This window comes from Bradyrhizobium sp. HKCCYLRH3059, assembly GCF_051168035.1.
Lineage (GTDB): Bacteria > Pseudomonadota > Alphaproteobacteria > Rhizobiales > Xanthobacteraceae > Bradyrhizobium.
In genome coordinates, this window is the sequence record NZ_JBNPUF010000003.1 from 189,696 (window position 1) to 210,117 (window position 20,422).

Consider the following 20,422-nt stretch of genomic DNA (forward strand, 5'->3'; position numbering starts at 1 on the left):
AAAGGAGTGATGTCAATGCCAACCTATTATTGCTCCAGCATCGAGGGACGCCTTTCGGGCAGGCAGAAGAGTGCGATTGCGGCTGAGATCACGCGGATCCATGCGGAGGTGACGGGAGCGCCGACCTACTTCGCGCAAGTCATTTTCGAAGACGTGAAAGCTGAGAACTACTTCATGGGCGGCGCGCCACTGACGCATGACCAGGTGTTTGTCTACGGTCACATCCGAGGCGGGCGCGCTGCGATCGACAAGACACGGATGATCAAATTGATGGCAGAGGCCGTCGCGGTTGCCGCCTCTGCCGCGGATCACCGCAGCGTATGGGTATATGTCGGCGAGCTTCCAGCGCGGCAGATGATCGAATTTGGTCACGTACTGCCAGAGGCCGGCGATGAACCGGCGTGGACAGCCAATCTGCCGGCAGCGGATCGCGATTTCATGCAATCCGTGGGACCGCAGACAAAGGGCAAATGAAACAAGGGCGGCAACGCCCGTGCCGCGGTTGGCTCGTCGGCAGATAGCGCTCGGACTGCCTGCAAGAGGCAGGCGGTTCGATACGCGAAAATGTCAATCAGGGAAGGTCTTCAATGCGTAACTATACCCGATTCTACATCGACGGTGACTGGGTGGAACCACTCGGTGGCAACGCGATCCACGTGATCAATCCCGCCAACGAGCAGCCGGCAGGACTAATCACTCTAGGAACCGCTGCGGACGTCGATCGCGCTGTGAAGGCCGCGCGAACGGCATTTGCCAGCTTCTCCCGCAGCAGCCGCCAGGAGCGGATCGATATCCTTTCCAGCATTTTGAACGTGTACGCGAAGCGCCATGCCGATCTCGGCGCCGCTCTTACCGAAGAACTCGGCGCACCCACGAAGTTCGCGATGGAATTGCAGGCCGGCGTTGGCCTTGCGCATCTCCAGACCGCAATCAATGCCCTGAAGAATTACGAGTTCGAGCATCCGCAGGGACCGCGCACAGTGGTGCGCCGTGAGCCTATTGGGGTGGTCGGAATGATCACGCCTTGGAACTGGCCGATCAACCAAATCATGGTCAAGGTCGTTCCGGCCCTGGCCACTGGGTGCACCGCCGTGCATAAGCCTTCCGAGGTTGCCCCGTTCACTGCTCATGTCCTCGCGGAGATCTTCCACGAAGCCGGCGTTCCGAAGGGCGTCTATAATCTGGTCGACGGTGATGGGCCGACCGTCGGAGCCGCCATATCCGCGCATCCCGGTGTCGACATGGTTTCTTTCACTGGATCGACTGCGGCGGGGATTGATGTTGCGAAACGCGCGGCTGACACCGTGAAGCGTGTGCATCAGGAGTTGGGCGGCAAGTCGCCCAACATCATCTTGGATGACGCCAATTTCGTAACCGCGATCACAGAGAACATTTATCGACTGATGCTCAACTCGGGGCAGACGTGTCATGCGCCGACCCGGATGCTGGTTCCCCAGAACCAGATGGAAGGAGCCAAGCAAATTGCAAAACAGGTCGTGGCATCGATCACTTATGGCGACCCAAAAACGGACGTGGACATGGGTCCCGTCGTTTCCGAACGCCAGTGGGATCGAATCCAGCGGTTGATCAAGACGGGGATAGATGAGGGCGCCACGCTCGTTACAGGCGGTATGGGGCGCCCGGAAAATATGAAGGTCGGATACTACGTCAAGCCCACGGTGTTTGCGGACGTTGAAAACACCATGGCCATCGCGCGTGAGGAAATTTTCGGACCTGTTCTCGCCATCATCGGCTACACGGACGTCGACGACGCAGTAACAATCGCCAACGATACCGTGTACGGGCTCGGCGCTTATGTGCAATCGGCGAGCATTGAAAAGGCCCGGGCTGTCGCTGACCGACTTCAAGCGGGCATGGTCTATATTAATGGCGCGTCAGAAGATACCGAAGCTCCTTTCGGCGGATACAAAATGTCCGGTAACGGTCGTGAATGGGGCGAACTCGCCTTCAGTGAATTCCTCGAGACCAAGGCTGTCATTCATGCAACGGCGGACTGACAGGATCGAATGTTGCGTCGAAACCGTTCGGCGGCAGTAGGTCCCAGCAGCAGAGCCGGCGGTCGTTGCGTGCACGGTCGGAGATGAACGCGCGGCGCCGGCTCGTCCAGTCCGTAGTAGTCGAGCCGAGCCCTCGCATGGTCGTTGAGGGGAACTCATATCGTGGGCGAGCCTTTCGGCGGCGACTTTAGTCGTCCGAAGTAGCCAACCGAAGTCGGTATGGACGATCAAAATCGAGAGATGTGGCTTGGCTGCGGCGCGTAAAAGCGTGAACGTCTGCTCGCCACCGGTCGGACCCGAATTAGTTCTATAAAAGAATTGAAATCAGCTTTCGAAGGCGAGCCTCCAGGAGGTACGGTGGGTCAGGGGGCAGCACACGCATAGTCGCGGGCTGCAACAAGTAAATAGTTTAAAGATGACCTCATTCTGCGTTTTTTAGCCGAAGCGAGCGTGCGCCTAGGTGGTCGTGAGCTTGAGCGGATGCGTCCCGCTCTGGCGATCGAGGGGAAGACTCGAGCGGCTTGACTAGTTCCAAAAAAGAACGTTAGATCGGCGAGGAACGACGGTCGATCAAGGCCGCGCTTTGTTGGATCGTGCCACTCGGGCATGCAATCCTCATTTTTGGGAGGAAGTGATGCTGGGGCTCTTCAGGTCTGCTTTCGCGGTGCTGCTTCTGGCGTTCGGGTCATCGGCTTCTGCTGCTGATATGCCGGGGATCACGCCAACGGAGATCAGGATCGGGGGCATCTTTCCCTTTAGCGGTCCTGCTTCGTCGATCGGTCTCGTTGGTCGAGGGCTTCTCGCGTATGTCCAGTCGATTAACGACCGCGGCGGAGTAAACGGCCGAAAGGTCAACTACATAGCGTATGACGATGCCTATAGCCCACCAAAAGCGGTTGAGCATGCGCGAAGGCTCGTCGAAAGCGATGAAGTGGCCTTCATGTTCAGCCAGCTCGGCACGCCCGGCAACTCGGCCACTGCAAAGTATCTGAAGTCGAGGGGCGTGCGGGCGATCGGCATCGTCTCGGGATCGAACAAGTTCACGAATGTGGCGGAGTTTCCGCTGACGACGACCAGTCTGGTCAGCTTCGACACCGAAGGGAAAATCTACGCCAGGTTCCTGACCAAGACGCTGCCGAACGCGAAGTACGCGATCCTGTATCAGAACGATGATCTCGGAAAGGACTACCTCAACGCTTTCAAGGGGGTCCTTAAAGACGAGTTCGACAAGAAGGTCGTCGCAATTGCCTACGAAGTCAGCGAGCCGACGGTGGATTCGCAGGTGGTGAGTCTCAAGAGTTCGGGCGCCGAGGCATTGTTGGTGGCTGGTACCCCGAAGTTCGCGGCACAGGCAATCCGCAAAGCTGCCGAAATCGGTTGGAAACCGATGATCGTACTGAACTACCCATCAAGCTCGGTTGGCGCCACGCTGAAGCCCGCAGGTCTCGATAATTCAATAGGCGTCATCGTTGGAACGGTGGCGATGGACCCGACCGACTCGCAGTGGGATAACAACGACGGAATGAAGAGCTTTCGAGCATTTGTCGCGCGGTATTTGCCCGGAATCGATATCGCCGACACGAACTATCTGTTCGGGTATACGCAAGGCATGCTGCTCGAACGCCTGCTCAAGCAGTGTGGGAACGATCTGTCGCGCGAAAATATCATCGGGCAGGCCAAGAACCTCAAGAACGTCGCGCTTCCCACGCTGCTGCCTGGGATCACGGTCAATACAAGCGACAAGATCAACATGAATTTCACGCAAATGAGGCTGCAGCGCTGGACCGGGACGCGGTGGGATCAATTCAGCGAGGTTCTCGATGCCAGCTCGGAGTGATGAGGTTGGTGGTGTCTCGCTAACGCCGGTGGCGTCAATCGCTGCAGCTGAAATGAGGTTATCGTGAAAGGATTGATGCAGAATCAGCCTTTGCTGCTGTCCTCGCTCTTGAAGCATGCGGAGCGCTTCCATTCGCGGACGGAGATCGTTTCGCGCACCGTGGAGGGCTCGATTCATCGCTATACGTATGGGGATGCGGCGCGTCGCACCAGAAAGCTTGCCGATGCTTTGACCCGCCATGGCATCTTGCAGGGCGATCGTGTCGCAACTCTTGCCTGGAACACGTTCAGGCATTTCGAGATCGAGCATGGCGTCACGGGAATCGGTGCAGTATGGCATGCGATCAACCCGAGGCTTATCCCGGATCAGATCAGCTACATTGCAAATCACGCCGAAGACAAGATCCTGTTCTTCGACAGCTCGTTTCTTCCCCTCGTGGAGAAGCTGGCGGCCGGGCTTTCCTCCGTGAAGATGTTTGTCCTGATGGCGGATCGAGCCGGCATGCCAAGGACGACGCTGCCGAATTTGCTGTGCTACGAGGAATTCGTGGACTTGGGAAAGGAGGAGTTTGAATGGCCGGTATTCGACGAACTTTCGGCCTCCTCCCTGTTCTACACGTCGGGGACCACAGGCAATCCCAAGGGCGTTCTCTACTCGCATCGATCGGATATCCTGCATTGCCTCTGCATCTGCGGTGCGTACGCAATGGGCATTGCGCCGCGCGACACGCTTCTGCCGATGACCCCGATGTTTCACGCGAACGGGGCCTGGGGCTTGACCCATGCAGCTCCCATGGTCGGTGCCAAGCTGGTCCTGCCAGGACCCAAAATGGACGGCGCCGCCATTGCGGAGTTGATCGACAGGGAGGGCGTGACCATGACCGCCGGGGTCCCGACACTCTATTCAAACCTGCTCCAGTACTTAGAGTCCAGGGGTACCGGTGCTGGGACGCTCGAGCGCATCATAGTTGCCGGTTCGGCGCCCGCGCCTAGCCTGATCGAGGGTCTTGAGCGCCTGGGCGTCTCGGTCAACCATCTGTGGGGCATGACTGAGACGAGTCCTTGCGGTACGTCTTCGCAGCCGTCGCGACGCACGGCGAGCCTTTCCCCGCAGGATCGGCTTCGACGCAAGACCAGCCAGGGGCAGCCGATCTACGGCGTCGACATCAAGATCGCTGACGAGCGGGGCAGTGAGATGCCACGCGACGGAAAATCCAGCGGCCGATTGATGGTGCGTGGACCGTGGATCATCAGCGGTTACTACGGGGAGGACAAGCCCCTGCTGGAGGACGGCTGGTTCAATACCGGGGATCTCGCTGTGATGGATGATGATAATTACATCCAGCTGACCGATCGCGCCAAAGACGTTGTGAAGTCAGGCGGTGAATGGATTTCGTCCATCGACCTGGAAAACCTGGCGAAGGGATGCCCGGGAGTCACGGAGGCGGCCGTGATCGGCGTTCCTCATCCGAGATGGGAGGAGCGACCGCTGCTTATCGTCGTGCCGACATCCGGAGCGACCGTAACGGCGCAATCGATCAGGGCCTATCTGGACAACAAAATCGCCAAATGGTGGATGCCTGACGATATCGTCTTCGTTGACGCGCTCAGCTATGGCGCGACGGGCAAGATCCAGAAGATGGAGCTACGCCAACGCTTCTCAGGGCATTATTCCGCGCCAGCGCGAGGGGACAGTGCAAGAGTGCCACAGGGCACTTCAGCGCAGAGCAACGCATCGTGATGCGAACCTCATCGAGCCGTCGCCAGTCCCCGCCGAAAGGCAAACGCCCGGGATCACGCTGCTTGTCTGCGGGTCCTTGCCTTGCTCGGCTTCTGTTCGGGAGAGGCCTTCTCGAGCTTCGCGCGCGCGCCGGGGCCCGGATGGGTATGAACTTCCTTCGCCGACAGCGGTTCGCCGCATTCCGAGCACACCATTACGGGATCGAAGACCTTGCCGCATTTCTTATGCTCATGCAGCAGAGGTCGCCCGCGTTCGTCGACCATGTGCGTGTCGCCCCAATGGACGAGCGCCATCATGATCGGATAGAGATCGAGGCCCTTTTGCGTCAGGATGTACTCATGGCGCTTGGGTGAATCCTGATACGGAATTCGCCGCAACACGCCGTTCCGCACCAGCTTCTTCAGCCGCTCGGCAAGCAGATGGCGCGTGATCCCGAGCGCAGACTGGAAGCCTTCAAATCGTCGGGTGCGCAGAAAGCATTCGCGTAAAATCAGAAGGGTCCAACGGTCGCCAATTACACCTATGGTTCGTGCCAGTGAACATGGCTCTTCCTCGAGGGCATCCCACTTCATTCGTACTTCTCCACTCTTCCAGCGACGGGGCGCTCGAATCGCCAACGCAACCGTCTTTTCAAGAACCATTCTAGATAGGGACTACGTTCCAAACAACCTCTAACCGATCTGGGCCAAAATAGCAGAAACTGCCAGTTTATTGACAGTTCGTTTTTAGAACTGTATGAGAGTTGGCGATAGGGTTCGTGCGGACCAAACATGACCACTTCAACAATGCCTATGCGGGAGAGGCCGGCGTGACAGCTCTGAAGGTTGAATTCCAGTTCGATTTCGGCAGTCCCAACGCCTATCTGGCGGAACGCGCAATACCTGGCGTCGAGCGACGGACAGGCGTGAAGTTTGATTATGTGCCGATACTTCTCGGCGGCATCTACAAGGCGACCGGCAACATGTCCCCGGCGGAGTCGCTGCACGGCATCAAGAACAAGCCCGAATACATGGCGCTCGAGACGCAGCGCTTCATCCGTCGCCACAACATCACGACATTTCGGCAAAATCCGTTTTTCCCGGTGAATACGCTGATGCTGATGCGCGGTGCGGTCGCCGCTCAGTTCGAGGGTATGTTCGAGCCGTATTTCCGGGCCGCTTACCATCACATGTGGGAGGATCCGAAGAAGATGGACGACGTCGAGGTGTTCCGCGCGGCTTTCAAATCCTCAGGGCTCGACATCGACAGGCTGATGGCACGAGCTCAGCAGGACGACGTCAAGAAGAGGCTCATCGACCTGACCACGGATGCGGTCAACCGCGGAGCATTCGGTTCGCCGACGTTCTTCGTCGGCAAGGAGATGTTCTTCGGCAAGGACCAGCTCCGGGACGTCGAGGAATCGATCGTCGAGCAGATGCGACAGCCTGCCGCCAGCATTGCGTGACTCGAAACGCAGCACGAGATAATGCGCCTGGCCGAAGGAGTTGGCGTAAAGGCCGGAAGAACCAGCCAGGAGAGGGGAAACGTCATGCCAGGGCCGCTTAGCGGAGTTCGTGTGCTCGATCTGACCGGTGTGGTATCAGGTCCGTTCGCGACGATGTTTTTGGCCGATCAGGGCGCCGACGTGATCAAGATCGAGCCCATTGGTGGCGACATCACCCGCCGCAGCCGCGCCACCATCGACAAGCGCGGTGAGTTCTCGGCGTTGTTCATCTCATCAAACCGTGGCAAGCGTTCGCTTGCGCTCGACGTCAAGAGCGAAGCCGGTCGCGAGGTGCTTGCCAAACTTGTCGCGCAATCCGACGTGCTGGTGCAGAATTTTCGGCCCGGCACGATGGAACGCCTCGGGCTCGGCGCCGCCGAGTTGCGCGGCCGCTATCCGCGGCTGATTTACGTTTCCATCAGCGGCGTCGGCGAAACCGGCCCTTATGTCAAGAAGCGCGTCTACGATCCGATCATTCAGGGTCTCTCAGGGTTCGCCGACATCCAGTCGCAGCCCGTGACCAACCGGCCACAGATGATCAGAACCATCGTTTGCGACAAGACCACGGCCGTCATGACGGCACAAGCGGTTGCAGCAGCGCTCTATGCGCGAGAGAAGAGCGGACAAGGGGATCACATCCAGGTCGCGATGCTGGATGCAATGATCTCTTACCTCTGGCCAGAAGGTATGATGCAATACACTGTGGTGGGCGCCGAGGCTGCTGCGGCCGATCCCAATGATCGCCCCGACCTCGTGTTCAAGACCAGCGACGGCTACATCACTTGCGGTACTATCTCGGACTCGGAATGGCAGGGGTTTTGTCGCGCGACAGGTGATCCGGAGCTTGGCACCGACCCACGTTTTGCGACGCCGGCGGCGCGTTCCGTCAATGCGACTGCTCGCATCAACAAGATGGCTGAATACATCGCGCAGCACAACACCGCCGAATGGCTGGAGCGGCTCGATGCAGCGGACGTCCCCTGCGCGCCGATCCTGCGCCGTGGGGAGATCATTCACAACGAGCAGGTGATTGCGCGCGATCTCATTGCCGAGTTGGACCAGCCCAGTGTTGGTCGCATTCGACAGCCCAAGCCGGCCGCTCGCTTCGAAGTCAATCCGGCTGCGATCGGTGGCCCCGCCCCCCGAATCGGTGAGCATTCGCGCGAGATCCTGGGTGCGCTCGGCTATGACAATGCCGCAATCGAGAAGATGGCGACCGAAAAATCGGTCCGGATCTCGGGTTAAGCCGGCGGAGCTTTTGGCAGCACCGGCGTAATCGGAACGAGCGGAATGTTAGCTTCCTGGCCGAGCCGATAGGCAGGCCGGGCGTGGATGCGCTCCAGATAGGGCAGGGCGTTATCGCAGACGCCCACCTCATAGGTGATCGCCCATTCGAGACACGTGGTCAGCAGGATATCGGCGCTGGTGAACTGATCGCCCATCAGGTATCGGCGTCCATCGGCAAGCGCGACCTCCACATGGCGCAATTGCTCGCGGAAATACTCGCCTGCCCTGGCGACGACTTCGGGAGCAATGCCGTAGATGGTGCCAAGCCCATCTGCCCGATGGCGCCGCATTACATAGAGGCTAGTGGAATCAAGCTCTGCAACGATGAAGAAGCACCATTCCAGCCAGGCAGCATAGTCGCGCTGCTTTTCTGGGATCAGCGCCCGGTCCCGCGTGGAGTAAGTGCGTGACAGGTACGCGACGATGGCGGCACTCTCGCCGATGCAGAAATCGCCGTCCTGTAGCAGCGGAACCTTCTGCCGCGGATTGAGCGCGGTATATTCCGCCGTCTTGGTTTCCCCAGTACGCGGCCCAATCGGCTTGCTCGTGTAGGCGAGACCGAGCTCGTACATCGCCCAGTGCGCCCGTACGGTCCGGCTGGTGCCTGCTCCCCACAGCGTCAGATTCGGCATGGTGTCCATCTCACCATTTCTCCGCGGAAGGACGGAGGTCGAGTTCATGGGTCCAGCCATCTCTGGTCTGCTCGTGCGCGAACCAATAGGCTTCCGCGATCGATGATGTTTTCGTCAGGCTGTCCGGTGGAATCTCGCTCGCCTCCATGCCTTTAGCCGCCTTCATTCGGGCATGGATCGCCGGGCTGTCGACGCCGGCATCGATAATGAGGTGCACCACGTGGATATTTTTTGGGCCCAATTCCCGGGCCATTGACTGCGCGACAGCGCGTAGACCGAATTTCGCGCTGGCGAAGGCCGCATAGCCCGTTCCGCCGCGGAGGCTGGCGGTCGCGCCGGTGAACAGGATGCTGCCCCGACCGCGCGATACCATGTAGCGTGCGGCCTCGCGGCCGACCAGAAATCCGGCGTAACAGGCGAGTTCCCACGCTTTAGAGAACAGCTTCTCGGTTGTCTCCAGTAAAGGCTTGTTGACGTTCGATCCGGCGTTGAAAAGGCAGACCTCGATTGGCCCGATCTCCTTCTCGATGCGCGCGAATATTTCCTGAACCCCGGATTCCTGGCGAGCATCGACACTAAAGGCGTGAATCCTGTGACCCGCCGCTCTCAGCTCCGCCACGAGCGCCTGCGATTTTGCTGCCTCTCGCCTGCAGATACAAACGGTATATCCGCCCTTCGCAAAGCGGCGGGCGACGGCCGCCCCGATCGCGTCGCCAGCGCCGACAAGTATCGCCACTCCGCGGGCTCTCGCCATCTCAATTCCTCCCCCATAAGTTCGTATTTGAAACTGTGTAAATAGACTGTGTCGACGATGCTGTAAACGGCGTCTGCGAGTGAGAGAACCAGTTTCGATGCACAGGCCAGGTAAATCAATCTGAAAATGTCGATTGACTAGTTCTAAAAAAGAACGTTCAATCGTCGTTAGATGCGGTGATTGAGCGGGCTGCCGGCGCTAAGCCAAAGACGCCAGACCTAGCCTGATCGGAGGAAGAGCCATGCAAAAGCGGAGCGCGACCGTCGCTGTGATCGGCGCCGGTGACTATATCGGTGCCGAGATCGCGAAGAAATTTGCTTCGGAAGGCTTCACGGTCTTCGCCGGTCGCCGCAACGGCGACAAGCTGGAGCCCTTGGTCAAGGAAATCGAGAAGGCAGGGGGCGAGATTCATGCGCGTTCGCTCGACGCGCGCAAGGAAGATGAGATCGTTTCATTCCTCGGCGATGCCGACAAGCACGCTCCGCTCGAGGTCTGCATCTTCAACATCGGCGCCAATGTCAATTTTCCCATTCTCGACACCACTGAACGGGTGTTCCGCAAAGTTTGGGAAATGGCGTGCTATTCCGGCTTTCTCGCGGGGCGCGAAGCCGCGCGGCTGATGCTGCCCCGCGGCAAGGGCAACATCTTCTTCACAGGCGCGACCGCCAGTCTCCGCGGCGGAACGGGCTATGCGGCGTTCGCCAGCGCAAAGTTTGGCCTTCGCGCGGTTGCGCAGGCGATCGCGCGCGAATTGGGCCCCAAGAACATCCACGTCGCGCACCTCGTCATCGATTCCGGCGTCGATACCGAATGGGTTCGCCAGAGACGGATCGAGGCGCTTGGGCCGAATGCACTGGACAATCCCGACCTGCTGATGCCCCCAGCCTCCGTCGCAGAATCGTATTGGCAGCTCTATCAACAGCCCCGCAGCGCGTGGACGTTCGAGATGGAAATTCGACCGTTCGGCGAAAAGTGGTAACGAGGCCTTTCGATGGAGCTTAAGCTTTCGAAAGAGGATGCTGCTTTCCGCGATGAAGTGCGTGCATTCATCGTGGAGCACTATCCGCAGGAAATGCGGGTGCCGAACCCGGAGACCGACCTGACCAAGGAGCAGACGCTCCTTTGGCATCGCATCCTCTACAAGAAGGGCTGGATCGCGCCGCTGTGGCCGAAGGAATATGGTGGGCCCGGCTGGTCGATCACGCAGCGCTTCATCTTCGAGCAGGAAACCAGCCGAGCCGGGACGCTGCCGCCTTTGGCATTCAGCGTCACCATGGTCGGGCCCGTCATCTACACTTTCGGTAGCAAGGCGCAGAAGGAGAAATTCCTGCCGCGCATTCTCTCCGGCGAGGACTGGTGGTGTCAGGGCTATTCGGAGCCCGGCTCAGGATCGGACCTTGCGTCGGTCAGAACCAAGGCCGTACGTGATGGCGACCATTACGTCGTCAACGGCCACAAGACCTGGACGACGCTGGCGCAGCACGCCGACTGGATCTTTTGCCTGGTGCGGACCGACCCGGCGGCCAAACCGCAGGCCGGCATATCCTTTCTCCTGATCGATATGAAATCGCCCGGCGTGACCGTGCGCCCGATCATCACCATCGACGGCAGCCACGAGGTCAATGACGTCTTCCTGGAAAATGTCCGCGTTCCGATCGAAAACCTGATCGGTGAGGAGAATAAGGGCTGGACCTACGCAAAATTCCTGCTCGGAAACGAGCGCACCAGTATGGCTGGCATCGGCCGTTCGACGCGCTACCTGGATCGGCTGAAGCAAATCGTGAAGGCCGAGATTCCCGAAGAAGATCCGACGTATCTCGAATTCGTGCGGGATATCGCACGGATCGAGCTGGACGTGTTGGCCTTGGAAGCAACCGAGCTTCGCGTGGTGGCACAAATGGCCCGCGGGATCGATCCAGGCGCCGCCGCGTCGTTGTTCAAGATTCGGGGTACGGAGATCTTCCAGAACATCACCGAGCTGACGCACCGGGCAATCGGTAATTTCGGTCTGGCGATCCGGGAGCATCCCGTCAGTGCCAACCACTTCATGCCGGGCCCGGCCTACGGTCACACTGCGTCCGAGAAGTACCTGAACTCACGCAAGCTCTCGATCTACGGCGGATCGAACGAGATCCAGCGCAACATCATCGCCAAGGCCGTGCTCGGACTTTAGGCCGAGCGGAGTACGGGGGATCGGATGGATATTCAGTTCACGGAAGAGCAGGAACTATTGCGGTCCAGCGTGCAGCGGCTTCTGCGGGATCGATACGACTTTGAAGCGCGTCGCAAGATCGTAGCCAGCGAAGAAGGCTTCAGTCGCAAGCACTGGGCCTCGTTCGCCGAACTCGGCCTGCTTGCCGCACCTTTTTCGGAGGATGCGGGCGGCCTCGGCGGTGGTCCCCTGGCGACCATGATCGTGATGCGGGAATTCGGCCGTCACCTCGTGGTCGAGCCATTTTTGGAGACGGTCGTTCTGGCCGGCGGCCTGATCGAGAGTGAAGCCTCGCCTGCACAGAGGGATCAGTTCATTCCCAACATCATCTCCGGGAAATCAATCTGGGCGCTGGCCTGGGCAGAAAAGAGCTCGCGCTACGATTTCGCTGACGTCACCACAACGGCGCGCCGCGAAGGTACTGACTATGTCCTGAACGGCGAAAAGGCGGTCGCGATCGCGGCCCCCTGGGCGGATTACCTGATCGTCTCAGCACGCACCTCGGGCCACCGTCTCGATTCGGAAGGCGTCAGTCTGTTCATCGTTGATCGTCGCGCCGCCAATCTTCACCTGCAAGGCTTCAAGACGATCGACGGCCGCCGAGCGGCCGAGGTCAGCCTCAAGGACGTGCGCGTCGGCAACGATAGCTTGCTAGGCGAAGAAGGAGGGGGCGCCGCCGCGCTAGAAGCGATTTCCGAACGCGTCATTGGCGCGCTGTGTGCCGAGGCCGTCGGCGCGATGGCCGAATTGAACTCGGCGACGCTGGAATACACCAAGACGCGAAAGCAGTTCGGCGTGGCGCTCGGCACCTTCCAGGTTTTGCAGCATCGGATGGTAGACATGTTCATCGCGCATCAGGAAGCGGTGTCCCTGATGCAGCATCTCAACTTAGGTCTGGCGGCAAACGAATCGGGCCTATCGAGACTGGCGTCGGGAGCCAAGGCAAAGGTCGGCTACGCCGCTAGATTCGTGGCCGATCAGGCCGTGCAACTGCATGGCGGCATGGGCATGAGCGACGAGCTCAATGTCGGCCACTACTTCAAGCGGATTTCTTCCATCAACATCCAGTACGGCGATCCCGCATTCCATGTTCTGCGCTATGCGCAGACCGATGCGGCCGCTTAAATCAGAGGCAAAATATGACAGAAGCAGTCATCGTATCGACCGCGCGCACCGGGGTCGGGAAGGCCTACCGCGGGGCGTTGAACAACACCGACGGACCGACCATGGCGGGCCATGTGATCGCGGAAGCCGTCAGGCGCGCCAAGATCGAGCCCGGCGAAGTCGAGGACATCGTGATGGGTTGCGCGATGCAGCAGGGCACCATGGTTATGAACGTCGCTCGCAAAGGCGCGATCCGTGCCGGATTGCCGGTGACGGTTGCCGGCACGACCATTGATCGGCAATGCGCATCCGGCTTGCAGGCCATCGCGGTCGCCGCGCGCTCGATCATGCTTGACGGCGTCGATGTCGCCATCGGAGGCGGCATCGAATCCATCAGCCTCGTCCAGAACGAGTATATGAACAAGTTTCACGCTGTCGACGCCGATTTGATGGCGATGAAGCCGGAAATGTACATGTCGATGCTGGAGACCGCCGAAGTGGTCGCCGAGCGCTACAAGATCGGGCGCGACCGCCAGGATGAATATTCGCTCGAATGCCAGCGTCGCGTCGGAGCCGCGCTGCAGGGTGGGCGCTTCAGTGACGAGATCGTTCCGATCACGACGAAAATGGCTGTCGTCGACAAGGACACCAAGGAGATCTCCTACCAGGAGGTTACCCTGGCACAAGACGAAGGTCCGCGCCCGGAGACCACGGCCGAGGGCTTGGCCAAAATCAAGCCGGTGTTCGAAGGCAAGACCATCAGCGCCGGCAATGCCAGCCAGCTCTCCGATGGCGCGTCGGCTTGCGTAATCATGAGCGACAAGATTGCTGCAAAGAAGGGAATCCAACCGCTTGGCATTTTCCGCGGCTTCGTCGCCGCGGGTGTCGAGCCCGACGAGATGGGGGTCGGGCCGGTGGCCGCGATCCCTCGCTTGCTGAAACGGCACGGCTTGCGAATCGACGATATCGATCTGTGGGAGCTGAACGAGGCCTATGCGGTTCAGGTGATCTACTGCCGCGACAAGCTGGGCATTGATCCGGACAAATTGAACGTCAATGGTGGGGCGATCGCCATCGGCCACCCCTATGGCATGACGGGCTCGCGACTGGCCGGCCATATCCTGATCGAGGGCCGGCGCCGCAAAGCGAAATTCGGCGTGGTGACGATGTGCATCGGCGGCGGCATGGGCGCGGCCGGGCTTTTCGAGATCGTGCACTGATCGGAAACTGGAGGCTTACGTGAAGACAGCTATCACTGAACTATTTGGCATCCAGCATCCGATTATTCAGGGCGGCATGCATTATGTCGGCTTTGCCGAACTGGCTGCAGCGGTGTCCAACGCCGGCGGCCTTGGCATCATCACCGGCTTGACGCAGAAGACGCCGGAGCTGTTGGCCAAGGAGATCGCGCGCTGCCGCGATATGACGGACAAGCCGTTCGGCGTAAACCTCACCTTCCTGCCGACCTTTTCGGCGCCACCCTATCCCGAATACATTCAAGCCATCGCCGAAGGCGGCGTCAGGGCCGTCGAGACCGCGGGCCGCAGTCCCGAGCAATACATGCCAGCGCTCAAGGCGGCCGGCATCAAGGTGATCCACAAGTGCACGTCCGTCCGGCATTCGCTCAAAGCCCAGGAAATCGGGTGCGACGCCGTCAGCGTCGACGGTTTCGAATGCGGCGGTCATCCCGGCGAAGACGACATGCCCAACATGATCCTGTTGCCGCGCGCCGCCGATGAGCTGTCGATCCCATTCGTGGCGTCGGGCGGCATGGCGGATGCCCGCAGCCTAGTCGCGGCGCTGGCGATGGGCGCGGCAGGCATCAATATGGGCACGCGTTTCATCGCTACCAAGGAAGCGCCGGTGCACGACAACGTCAAGAACGCGCTGTTGGAAGCTACCGAACTCGACACCCGCCTTGTAATGCGCAACTTGCGCAACACCGAGCGTGTGTTGAAGAACAAGGGCGTCGATCGCCTGCTAGAGATCGAGCGTGAAAAGGGCAAGAGCCTGAAGATCGAGGACATCCTCGACCAGGTCGCGGGCGTCTACCCCAGGGTCATGATCGATGGCGACATGGATGCCGGGGCCTGGAGCTGCGGCATGGTCGTCGGCCTCATCCATGACATTCCAACGGTGAAGGAACTGATCGATCGCATCATGACCGATGCGGATGCGATCATCCGTCAGCGACTAACCGGCTTCCTCGATGCCGACGAAAATTCCGTCCGAAAGGGGGCTTGAGGCGACAGACGTCCGCTAACGAGGTGGCGGATTGCTGATGGTCCTGGGCCGGGAGGCTGCGTATCATGACCGATGGATCAATTTCGATCGACACCGGAACGAACGAACTACTCTGTTCGGTCCGAGATCGCGTTGCCATTATCACGCTGAACCGGCCCGAAGCGCGGAATTCACTATCGGACCATTTGACGCCGGCGCTGCGCCGGATGATCAGGCAGACTGGCAGCGATCCTGATGTCGGCGCTCTGCTGATCACCGGCGCCGGCACCGCGTTTTGCTCCGGCGGTGATGTCAAGGGTATGGGCACAAAGTCGTCCACGAGGCCCATGGCCTATGGAGACAAGGTCGTAGGCCTGATGGAAGGGCAGCGGACGCTGACCGGGGCGCTTGTTTCTCTCCGCAAGCCAACGATCGCGGCGCTTCCGGGGCCGGCCGCCGGCGCCGGCCTTGCCATCGCGCTTGCTTGCGATATCCGGATTGCCTCCGAATCTGCCTTAATGACTACTGGTTATGCCAAGATTGCATTGACCGGAGACTACGGAATTTCCTGGCTGCTGACCCGGTTGGCCGGGACGGCGCGCGCGAGAGAGCTGATGTATTTGTCAGAACGGATCGATGCCCGCCGCTGCGAGGCGTTTGGCCTTGTCAACCGTGTAGTACCCGATGCAGATCTGCTAAGCGAAGCGTTTGTCATCGCAAGAACACTCGCGAATGGTCCGGCCCATGCGTATGCAGCGATCAAAGACAATCTCGATCTGGCGCTGTCGACAGATTTTGTGACATCGCTGGACCATGAAGCCAAAAACATGGTCATGGCGGCGGAGACTGCACAGCATGCTGAAGCCGTAAAGGCGTTCATCGAGAAGCGCGCGCCTGATTTTCGAGGCATTCCATGAAGACAGCAATTGTCATCGGAGTGGGCCCAGAGCGGGGACTGGGGCCCAGTTGTGCAAGAGATTCGCCGCTGAAGGTTTGAGGGTGATAGTCGCCGGCCGTACGAAACTCGCGCTCGAGACGATCGCAAATGACATTACCTCATCGGGCGGACAGGCTCTCCCGATAGTGGCGGATGCGACGAACGAAGCCGATGTAGTAGCAATGTTCGACAGAGCCGGCGATGAACTCGATCTGGCGATCTATAATGCGGGCAACAACACACCCGGGCGTATTCTGGAGATGGAAGCGGGGTACTTCGAGCAAAGCTGGCGTGTCGTCTGCTTCGGTGGGTTCCTGTTTGGCCGCGAGGCCGTTCGCCGCATGCTGCCGAACAAGGCCGGCACGCTTTTGTTTACCGGCGCCAGTGCTTCGCTGCGCGGAAAAGCGGGGTATGGCGCGTTCAATTCGGCGAAAGCTGGCCTGCGGATTCTCGCGCAGGCCATGGCAAAGGAATATGCCAGCGAAGGGATCCATGTAGGGCACGTCGTTGTCGACGGAGCCATCGCCGGTGACAAGATCTTCAAGCGCATACCCGACGCAGCCCAGCGGGAGAACAGCCTGGTCAGTATCGAGGGCATAGTCGACGCATTTGCGTTCCTCTACCGGCAACCACCGCGAGCATGGTCGTTTGAAGTTGATGTCCGTACCTCCCAGGAAAGGTGGTGATCGCCGTCAGGCCGGTGCGTCATTCATGGGAGGCGGGCCCGTGGCCACCTGAAATTTCTCAGCGTCATGACGTGCAATTGCAAGCCGTGGCCTATGCTCCGCCTCCCGGTGCAGGAAGGTGATGGACTACGGGCTGGCGTTCGGAATCGTCACTAAGGGTAAAGGCGCGAACATTTCGGCTGCGAAGGCGCGCGATCACATATTTGGCTAAACGATTTTCAATGGTTTTTCCGCGCGAGATGCCCAGCTCATAGAGATGGCAGGCCGGCTCGGGCCGGCCAAGGGTAAAAGCTTTGATGGGGGCAATGTGCTGGGACCCTGGATCGTCACGCCTGACGAAATTGACGACTCCGACAAACTCAGGATGGAAGCTCGTGTGAACTGAGAACTACGTTCTCAAGGTACCAGCGAAGGCGTGCTTTTCTCGTTCGAGGAAATCATTGCACACGTCACCCTGGATGAGACGTTGATGCCCGGCGAGTTCATCGAGTCCGACACGGTTGGCAATGGCTGCGGCCTCGAACTCGGCTGGTACCTCGAGCATGGAGAGAGCATTGAGCTCGAAGTCGAGAAGATCGGCATCCTGAAGAACCGCGTGGAACGCCGGACTGGTTGATATCGATGACGACTTGCAAAACGCAAGTCATCATGTATTGTGCCTGCAAGGGCCGGAGTGTGCATCTGCAGGTGCGGGGCCGGAAAACAGGAGGCAACTTTGTCCGAGGAAGCGATGGTTGCGCGCGAGGAGCGTGGCAATATCTCCGTTTTGACGATGGTTTACCGGCCGTACAATCTGCTCGGCCCGAAGCTCATCAACGCTATCGTGGAGCAGGTGGAAGCATCGCGAAAGGCGGGTAGCCGTGCCATCGTGATCCGGAGCGGATTGCGCCACTTTTCTGCCGGCGCCGACCTGGACATCTTTGACAAGCGCGTAGCGGAGGGCACATCTGATCAGAGCGGTGAAAATCGGCTGCTGAGCGGGGTCGAGTTCCTCCGCTTCATGGAATTATTGCCGATTCCGTTGATCGCCAGCGTTCATGGCGTTTGCCTCGGCGGCGGGCTCGAGCTCGCGCTGTCATGCGACTATGTCATCGCAGCTTCGTCAGCAAAGATCGGCTCGGTCGAGGCGACGCTTGGGTTGCATCCGCTACTTGGCGGAATCCAGCGGCAAGTTCAGCGGATCGGGGCACAGCGAGCCAAAGAGATGTCGATGTTGGCACGGCGCTACGATGCGCCGACATTGGAGAAGTGGGGCCTGATTAATCTTACCGTGCCCGAGGAATCCTTGGAAAAGGCGACGATGTCTATCGCGGAGGAGTTCGCGCAGGGGCCGACGGTAGCGCACGCGGCGACCAAGGAGCTAGTGCATATTGCGGTCAACGACGGTGTGGTGGCGGCAGACGAGGCGATGGCAAGAGTGCAGGCGCCGATCTGGGCATCGGAAGATCTGAAAACCGGTCTTGCGTCATTCCGCAAGAACGGCCCGGGTCTCGCCAAGTTCGCGGGGCGCTGACATGGGCGGTCCTCTCAACGGAATCCGTGTCGTCGACTTCTCCCGTGTGTTGGCAGGCCCCTTATGCGCGCGAACCTTGCAGGATCTCGGTGCCGAGGTCATCAAGGTGGAGCCGCCAAGCCCGGACGTCTCACGCTTCGCCTTTCCCTCAACCGACGGGATGTCGGGCTATTACGCGCAGCAGAACGCCGGTAAACGCAACGTCAGCATCAATCTCAATGTTCCCGGTGCTTATGAACTCGCACTGAAGCTCTGCGATACCGCCGATGTCGTCGTGGAAAACTTCCGCGCGGGCACGCTTGGTTTCTTCGGCCTTGATTATGAAACCCTGTCCAAGCGCAATCCGCGATTGGTATATGCCTCGATCACTGGCTATGGCCAGGGCGGACCCTGGCGCAGCCGGATGGCCTATGCGCCGACCGTGCAGGCCGAGGCCGGCTTCACCGAAAACAGCATTCGTCACTATGGAGAGGCGTTGACTGAACCGCGCACGGACAGCCTCTCGCACGCGGACGTCTACGCCGGCCTGCAGGCCACCATCGCGATTCTTGGCGCGCTGAATAGCCGCCAAAGGACAGGTCAGGGCCAATATATCGATGTCGCGATGGCTGCGACACTGCTCGCGGTCAACGAACGTGCACATGTCGATCTTTCCGACGATGATATTGGAGCCGAGCCCGCCGTGCTCGGCGCGACGGACTGCTCATTCTTTACCGGACCTAATGGAGAGCATTTCACGGTTGCGACGAGCATTATCGGCAGCCGGACCTTCCCATCCTGGCTGCGCGCGATGCGTCGCGTGGATTTGATGGACGACCCGCGCTTTGCGAGCGCGGCCGCGCGTCGCTTGAATTTCGGTGTGCTGCACCAGATCATCCAGTCGTGGATCTTGACCTTCCCCGACATGGCGACGCTCGATGCCCAATTCGACGAAGCCAAGATCGCGATGGGCGAGATCCGCTCGATCAAGGAACTGAGCGCGTCGGAATGGAGCGATTATTGGGGCGCAGTGCAGCACGTGCCGGACCGCAGCGGCGGCGAATATCGACTGCCGGGTCGGCCGTGGCGGTTCTCGGCGGAGGAGTTGAAGCCGATCGGAGCACCTGCGTTCCAGGGAGAGCACAATTTCGAGGTGTTCAGCGAGCTGGGCGTGAGCCAGGAGGAACTGAGACGCTTGAGCGAAGCGGGTGTGCTGGTCACGCATCCCCGCGCTCTGGAGCCCGAGATTGGCGTCAAACCGCCGGCCGAGTCGGGCCATGCGGCATGAGATCCGAGAGAACCATTCGGCTGCGAAGGTTTGCAACCCGCTAGCTGGCACTGGACATACTGGGATTCCGCTCAATATGGTATGAGCTGAATTCGAAGCTAGGAAAACTATGTCCGGTGCGAAGCAGAGCCGTCTTGCCAATAAGGAATGCTCCATGGCTCGTGCCATGGAGGTGGTCGGCGACCGCTGGTCCATCCTGATTCTCCGTGAAGCCTATTATGGCGTGAAGCGGTTCGATGAGTTCGAACACTACATTGGCATTGCTCCCAATATCTTGAGCAATCGCTTGAAGAAGTTCGTCGATGCTGGTGTGATGACGCGCGTGCCGCTGCCCGAACATTCCGGACGATACGAGTACGTACTGACCGAGAAGGGGCGCGCTTTCTTTCCGGCCTACCTGGCTCTCAAGAAGTGGGGCGATGATTGGCTCGCAGAGCCTGAGGGACCGCAGGTCGTCTTCCGCGATCGTGTCGCTGGGCGCCCGATTGAATTTCCCGTACTGCGGACGTCCAGCGGCAAGCCTCTGCGGCTCGAGGACGTCGAAGTGGTGCCGGGCTCGGGCGCCGTTCCCTTCAATCGCAAGCGATTTGGTGGCACGGCTTCCGCGGAAGCCTCGGCTGGTGTGAGGGCAAGCGCCCAAAGACGAAAGCGGAAGTAACGGCTTGCCAAGATGTAGCTAAAGCGGCCGGGAGAACGCAGCAGCCGTGGCCCGCTCCGCTTTTGCTGGAG

Annotated in this window: 19 protein-coding genes and 1 pseudogene; 17 read left to right on the forward strand and 3 right to left on the reverse strand. The window is 59.7% G+C overall.

What is annotated here, in order from left to right; translation table 11 throughout:
* The first annotated feature begins 15 nt into the window (after positions 1 to 15).
* The 4 genes from ACQR13_RS11675 (at position 16) to ACQR13_RS11690 (ending at position 5,595) form a co-directional block, all read left to right on the forward strand.
* Entirely contained in the window at positions 16 to 474 is a 459-nt protein-coding gene (locus ACQR13_RS11675) for a 4-oxalocrotonate tautomerase family protein (protein ID WP_316191995.1), read from the forward strand.
* A 113-nt stretch (positions 475 to 587) separates the two neighbouring features.
* Positions 588 to 2,018: an aldehyde dehydrogenase family protein gene (locus tag ACQR13_RS11680; protein ID WP_316201272.1), complete on the forward strand. Its 1,431-nt coding sequence runs from the start codon at positions 588 to 590 to the stop codon at positions 2,016 to 2,018.
* Positions 2,019 to 2,652: 634 nt separating this feature from the next.
* Complete coding sequence (locus ACQR13_RS11685; RefSeq protein WP_434862846.1) at positions 2,653 to 3,855, forward strand: ABC transporter substrate-binding protein; 1,203 nt, start codon at positions 2,653 to 2,655, stop codon at positions 3,853 to 3,855.
* 63 nt (positions 3,856 to 3,918) lie between these two features.
* On the forward strand, positions 3,919 to 5,595 hold the full coding sequence (locus ACQR13_RS11690; RefSeq protein WP_316201268.1) for a long-chain-fatty-acid--CoA ligase: 1,677 nt from the start codon (positions 3,919 to 3,921) through the stop codon (positions 5,593 to 5,595).
* A gap of 53 nt (positions 5,596 to 5,648) precedes the next feature.
* On the opposite strand, the gene ACQR13_RS11695 is transcribed toward ACQR13_RS11690, so the two are convergent.
* Positions 5,649 to 6,167 carry a winged helix-turn-helix transcriptional regulator gene (locus ACQR13_RS11695; protein WP_315827680.1) on the reverse strand — a complete coding sequence of 173 codons (519 nt, stop codon included), beginning with the start codon at positions 6,165 to 6,167 and terminating at the stop codon, positions 5,649 to 5,651.
* 245 nt (positions 6,168 to 6,412) lie between these two features.
* Here ACQR13_RS11695 and ACQR13_RS11700 point away from each other — a divergent pair, with 245 nt between their 5' ends.
* Both ACQR13_RS11700 and ACQR13_RS11705 read left to right on the forward strand, forming a co-directional pair.
* Positions 6,413 to 7,039, forward strand: a complete 627-nt coding sequence (locus tag ACQR13_RS11700) for a 2-hydroxychromene-2-carboxylate isomerase (protein ID WP_315714388.1) — start codon at positions 6,413 to 6,415, stop codon at positions 7,037 to 7,039.
* Between the two features lie 84 nt (positions 7,040 to 7,123).
* Positions 7,124 to 8,323 (forward strand): CaiB/BaiF CoA transferase family protein, encoded by a 1,200-nt coding sequence (locus ACQR13_RS11705; protein ID WP_316172587.1) that lies wholly within the window; start codon positions 7,124 to 7,126, stop codon positions 8,321 to 8,323.
* On the opposite strand, the gene ACQR13_RS11710 is transcribed toward ACQR13_RS11705, so the two are convergent.
* Together ACQR13_RS11710 and ACQR13_RS11715 are read right to left on the reverse strand one after the other, a co-directional pair.
* Entirely contained in the window at positions 8,320 to 8,997 is a 678-nt protein-coding gene (locus ACQR13_RS11710) for a glutathione S-transferase family protein (protein WP_316169625.1), read from the reverse strand. The genes ACQR13_RS11705 and ACQR13_RS11710 overlap by 4 nt on opposite strands.
* A 10-nt stretch (positions 8,998 to 9,007) precedes the next feature.
* Entirely contained in the window at positions 9,008 to 9,751 is a 744-nt protein-coding gene (locus tag ACQR13_RS11715) for an SDR family NAD(P)-dependent oxidoreductase (RefSeq protein WP_316172586.1), read from the reverse strand.
* Between the two features lie 241 nt (positions 9,752 to 9,992).
* On the opposite strand from ACQR13_RS11715, the gene ACQR13_RS11720 reads away from it, so the two are divergent.
* The 11 genes and pseudogenes from ACQR13_RS11720 to ACQR13_RS11770 all read left to right on the forward strand — a co-directional run bounded on the left by ACQR13_RS11720 (position 9,993) and on the right by ACQR13_RS11770 (position 20,351).
* Complete coding sequence (locus tag ACQR13_RS11720) at positions 9,993 to 10,730, forward strand: SDR family oxidoreductase (RefSeq protein ID WP_315714199.1); 738 nt, start codon at positions 9,993 to 9,995, stop codon at positions 10,728 to 10,730.
* Positions 10,731 to 10,742: 12 nt separating this feature from the next.
* The gene (locus ACQR13_RS11725; protein WP_316172585.1) at positions 10,743 to 11,924 is read left to right on the forward strand and encodes an acyl-CoA dehydrogenase family protein; all 1,182 of its coding nucleotides are present in this window, start codon (positions 10,743 to 10,745) and stop codon (positions 11,922 to 11,924) included.
* A gap of 24 nt (positions 11,925 to 11,948) precedes the next feature.
* On the forward strand, positions 11,949 to 13,088 hold the full coding sequence (locus ACQR13_RS11730; RefSeq protein WP_316172584.1) for an acyl-CoA dehydrogenase family protein: 1,140 nt from the start codon (positions 11,949 to 11,951) through the stop codon (positions 13,086 to 13,088).
* A 14-nt stretch (positions 13,089 to 13,102) separates the two neighbouring features.
* Positions 13,103 to 14,287, forward strand: a complete 1,185-nt coding sequence (locus tag ACQR13_RS11735; protein ID WP_316172583.1) for an acetyl-CoA C-acyltransferase — start codon at positions 13,103 to 13,105, stop codon at positions 14,285 to 14,287.
* A 19-nt stretch (positions 14,288 to 14,306) separates the two neighbouring features.
* Positions 14,307 to 15,311, forward strand: a complete 1,005-nt coding sequence (locus ACQR13_RS11740; RefSeq protein ID WP_316172582.1) for an NAD(P)H-dependent flavin oxidoreductase — start codon at positions 14,307 to 14,309, stop codon at positions 15,309 to 15,311.
* A 65-nt stretch (positions 15,312 to 15,376) separates the two neighbouring features.
* Entirely contained in the window at positions 15,377 to 16,207 is an 831-nt protein-coding gene (locus tag ACQR13_RS11745; RefSeq protein WP_316172581.1) for an enoyl-CoA hydratase-related protein, read from the forward strand.
* A gap of 82 nt (positions 16,208 to 16,289) precedes the next feature.
* A complete protein-coding gene (locus ACQR13_RS11750; protein WP_434862847.1) occupies positions 16,290 to 16,913 on the forward strand; it encodes an SDR family NAD(P)-dependent oxidoreductase in 624 nt (207 codons plus the stop codon).
* Positions 16,914 to 17,019: 106 nt separating this feature from the next.
* Positions 17,020 to 17,529 (forward strand): annotated as a pseudogene (locus ACQR13_RS11755) (fumarylacetoacetate hydrolase family protein); the annotation flags it as partial.
* 99 nt (positions 17,530 to 17,628) lie between these two features.
* Complete coding sequence (locus ACQR13_RS11760; RefSeq protein ID WP_315714207.1) at positions 17,629 to 18,426, forward strand: enoyl-CoA hydratase/isomerase family protein; 798 nt, start codon at positions 17,629 to 17,631, stop codon at positions 18,424 to 18,426.
* Between the two features lies 1 nt (position 18,427).
* Complete coding sequence (locus tag ACQR13_RS11765) at positions 18,428 to 19,693, forward strand: CaiB/BaiF CoA transferase family protein (protein WP_434862848.1); 1,266 nt, start codon at positions 18,428 to 18,430, stop codon at positions 19,691 to 19,693.
* Between the two features lie 154 nt (positions 19,694 to 19,847).
* Positions 19,848 to 20,351, forward strand: a complete 504-nt coding sequence (locus ACQR13_RS11770; RefSeq protein ID WP_315714209.1) for a winged helix-turn-helix transcriptional regulator — start codon at positions 19,848 to 19,850, stop codon at positions 20,349 to 20,351.
* Positions 20,352 to 20,422 lie beyond the last annotated feature (71 nt).

Bases quoted from the DNA above. Each gene is read 5' to 3' on its own strand.
- ACQR13_RS11675 (WP_316191995.1), top strand. From the start codon at position 16: ATGCCAACCTATTATTGCTCCAGCATCGAGGGACGCCTTTCGGGCAGG.
- ACQR13_RS11680 (WP_316201272.1), top strand. From the start codon at position 588: ATGCGTAACTATACCCGATTCTACATCGACGGTGACTGGGTGGAACCA.
- ACQR13_RS11685 (WP_434862846.1), top strand. From the start codon at position 2,653: ATGCTGGGGCTCTTCAGGTCTGCTTTCGCGGTGCTGCTTCTGGCGTTC.
- ACQR13_RS11695 (WP_315827680.1), bottom strand. From the start codon at position 6,167: ATGAAGTGGGATGCCCTCGAGGAAGAGCCATGTTCACTGGCACGAACC.
- ACQR13_RS11705 (WP_316172587.1), top strand. From the start codon at position 7,124: ATGCCAGGGCCGCTTAGCGGAGTTCGTGTGCTCGATCTGACCGGTGTG.
- ACQR13_RS11710 (WP_316169625.1), bottom strand. From the start codon at position 8,997: ATGCCGAATCTGACGCTGTGGGGAGCAGGCACCAGCCGGACCGTACGG.
- ACQR13_RS11715 (WP_316172586.1), bottom strand. From the start codon at position 9,751: ATGGCGAGAGCCCGCGGAGTGGCGATACTTGTCGGCGCTGGCGACGCG.
- ACQR13_RS11720 (WP_315714199.1), top strand. From the start codon at position 9,993: ATGCAAAAGCGGAGCGCGACCGTCGCTGTGATCGGCGCCGGTGACTAT.
- ACQR13_RS11725 (WP_316172585.1), top strand. From the start codon at position 10,743: ATGGAGCTTAAGCTTTCGAAAGAGGATGCTGCTTTCCGCGATGAAGTG.
- ACQR13_RS11730 (WP_316172584.1), top strand. From the start codon at position 11,949: ATGGATATTCAGTTCACGGAAGAGCAGGAACTATTGCGGTCCAGCGTG.
- ACQR13_RS11735 (WP_316172583.1), top strand. From the start codon at position 13,103: ATGACAGAAGCAGTCATCGTATCGACCGCGCGCACCGGGGTCGGGAAG.
- ACQR13_RS11745 (WP_316172581.1), top strand. From the start codon at position 15,377: ATGACCGATGGATCAATTTCGATCGACACCGGAACGAACGAACTACTC.
- ACQR13_RS11765 (WP_434862848.1), top strand. From the start codon at position 18,428: ATGGGCGGTCCTCTCAACGGAATCCGTGTCGTCGACTTCTCCCGTGTG.
- ACQR13_RS11770 (WP_315714209.1), top strand. From the start codon at position 19,848: ATGGCTCGTGCCATGGAGGTGGTCGGCGACCGCTGGTCCATCCTGATT.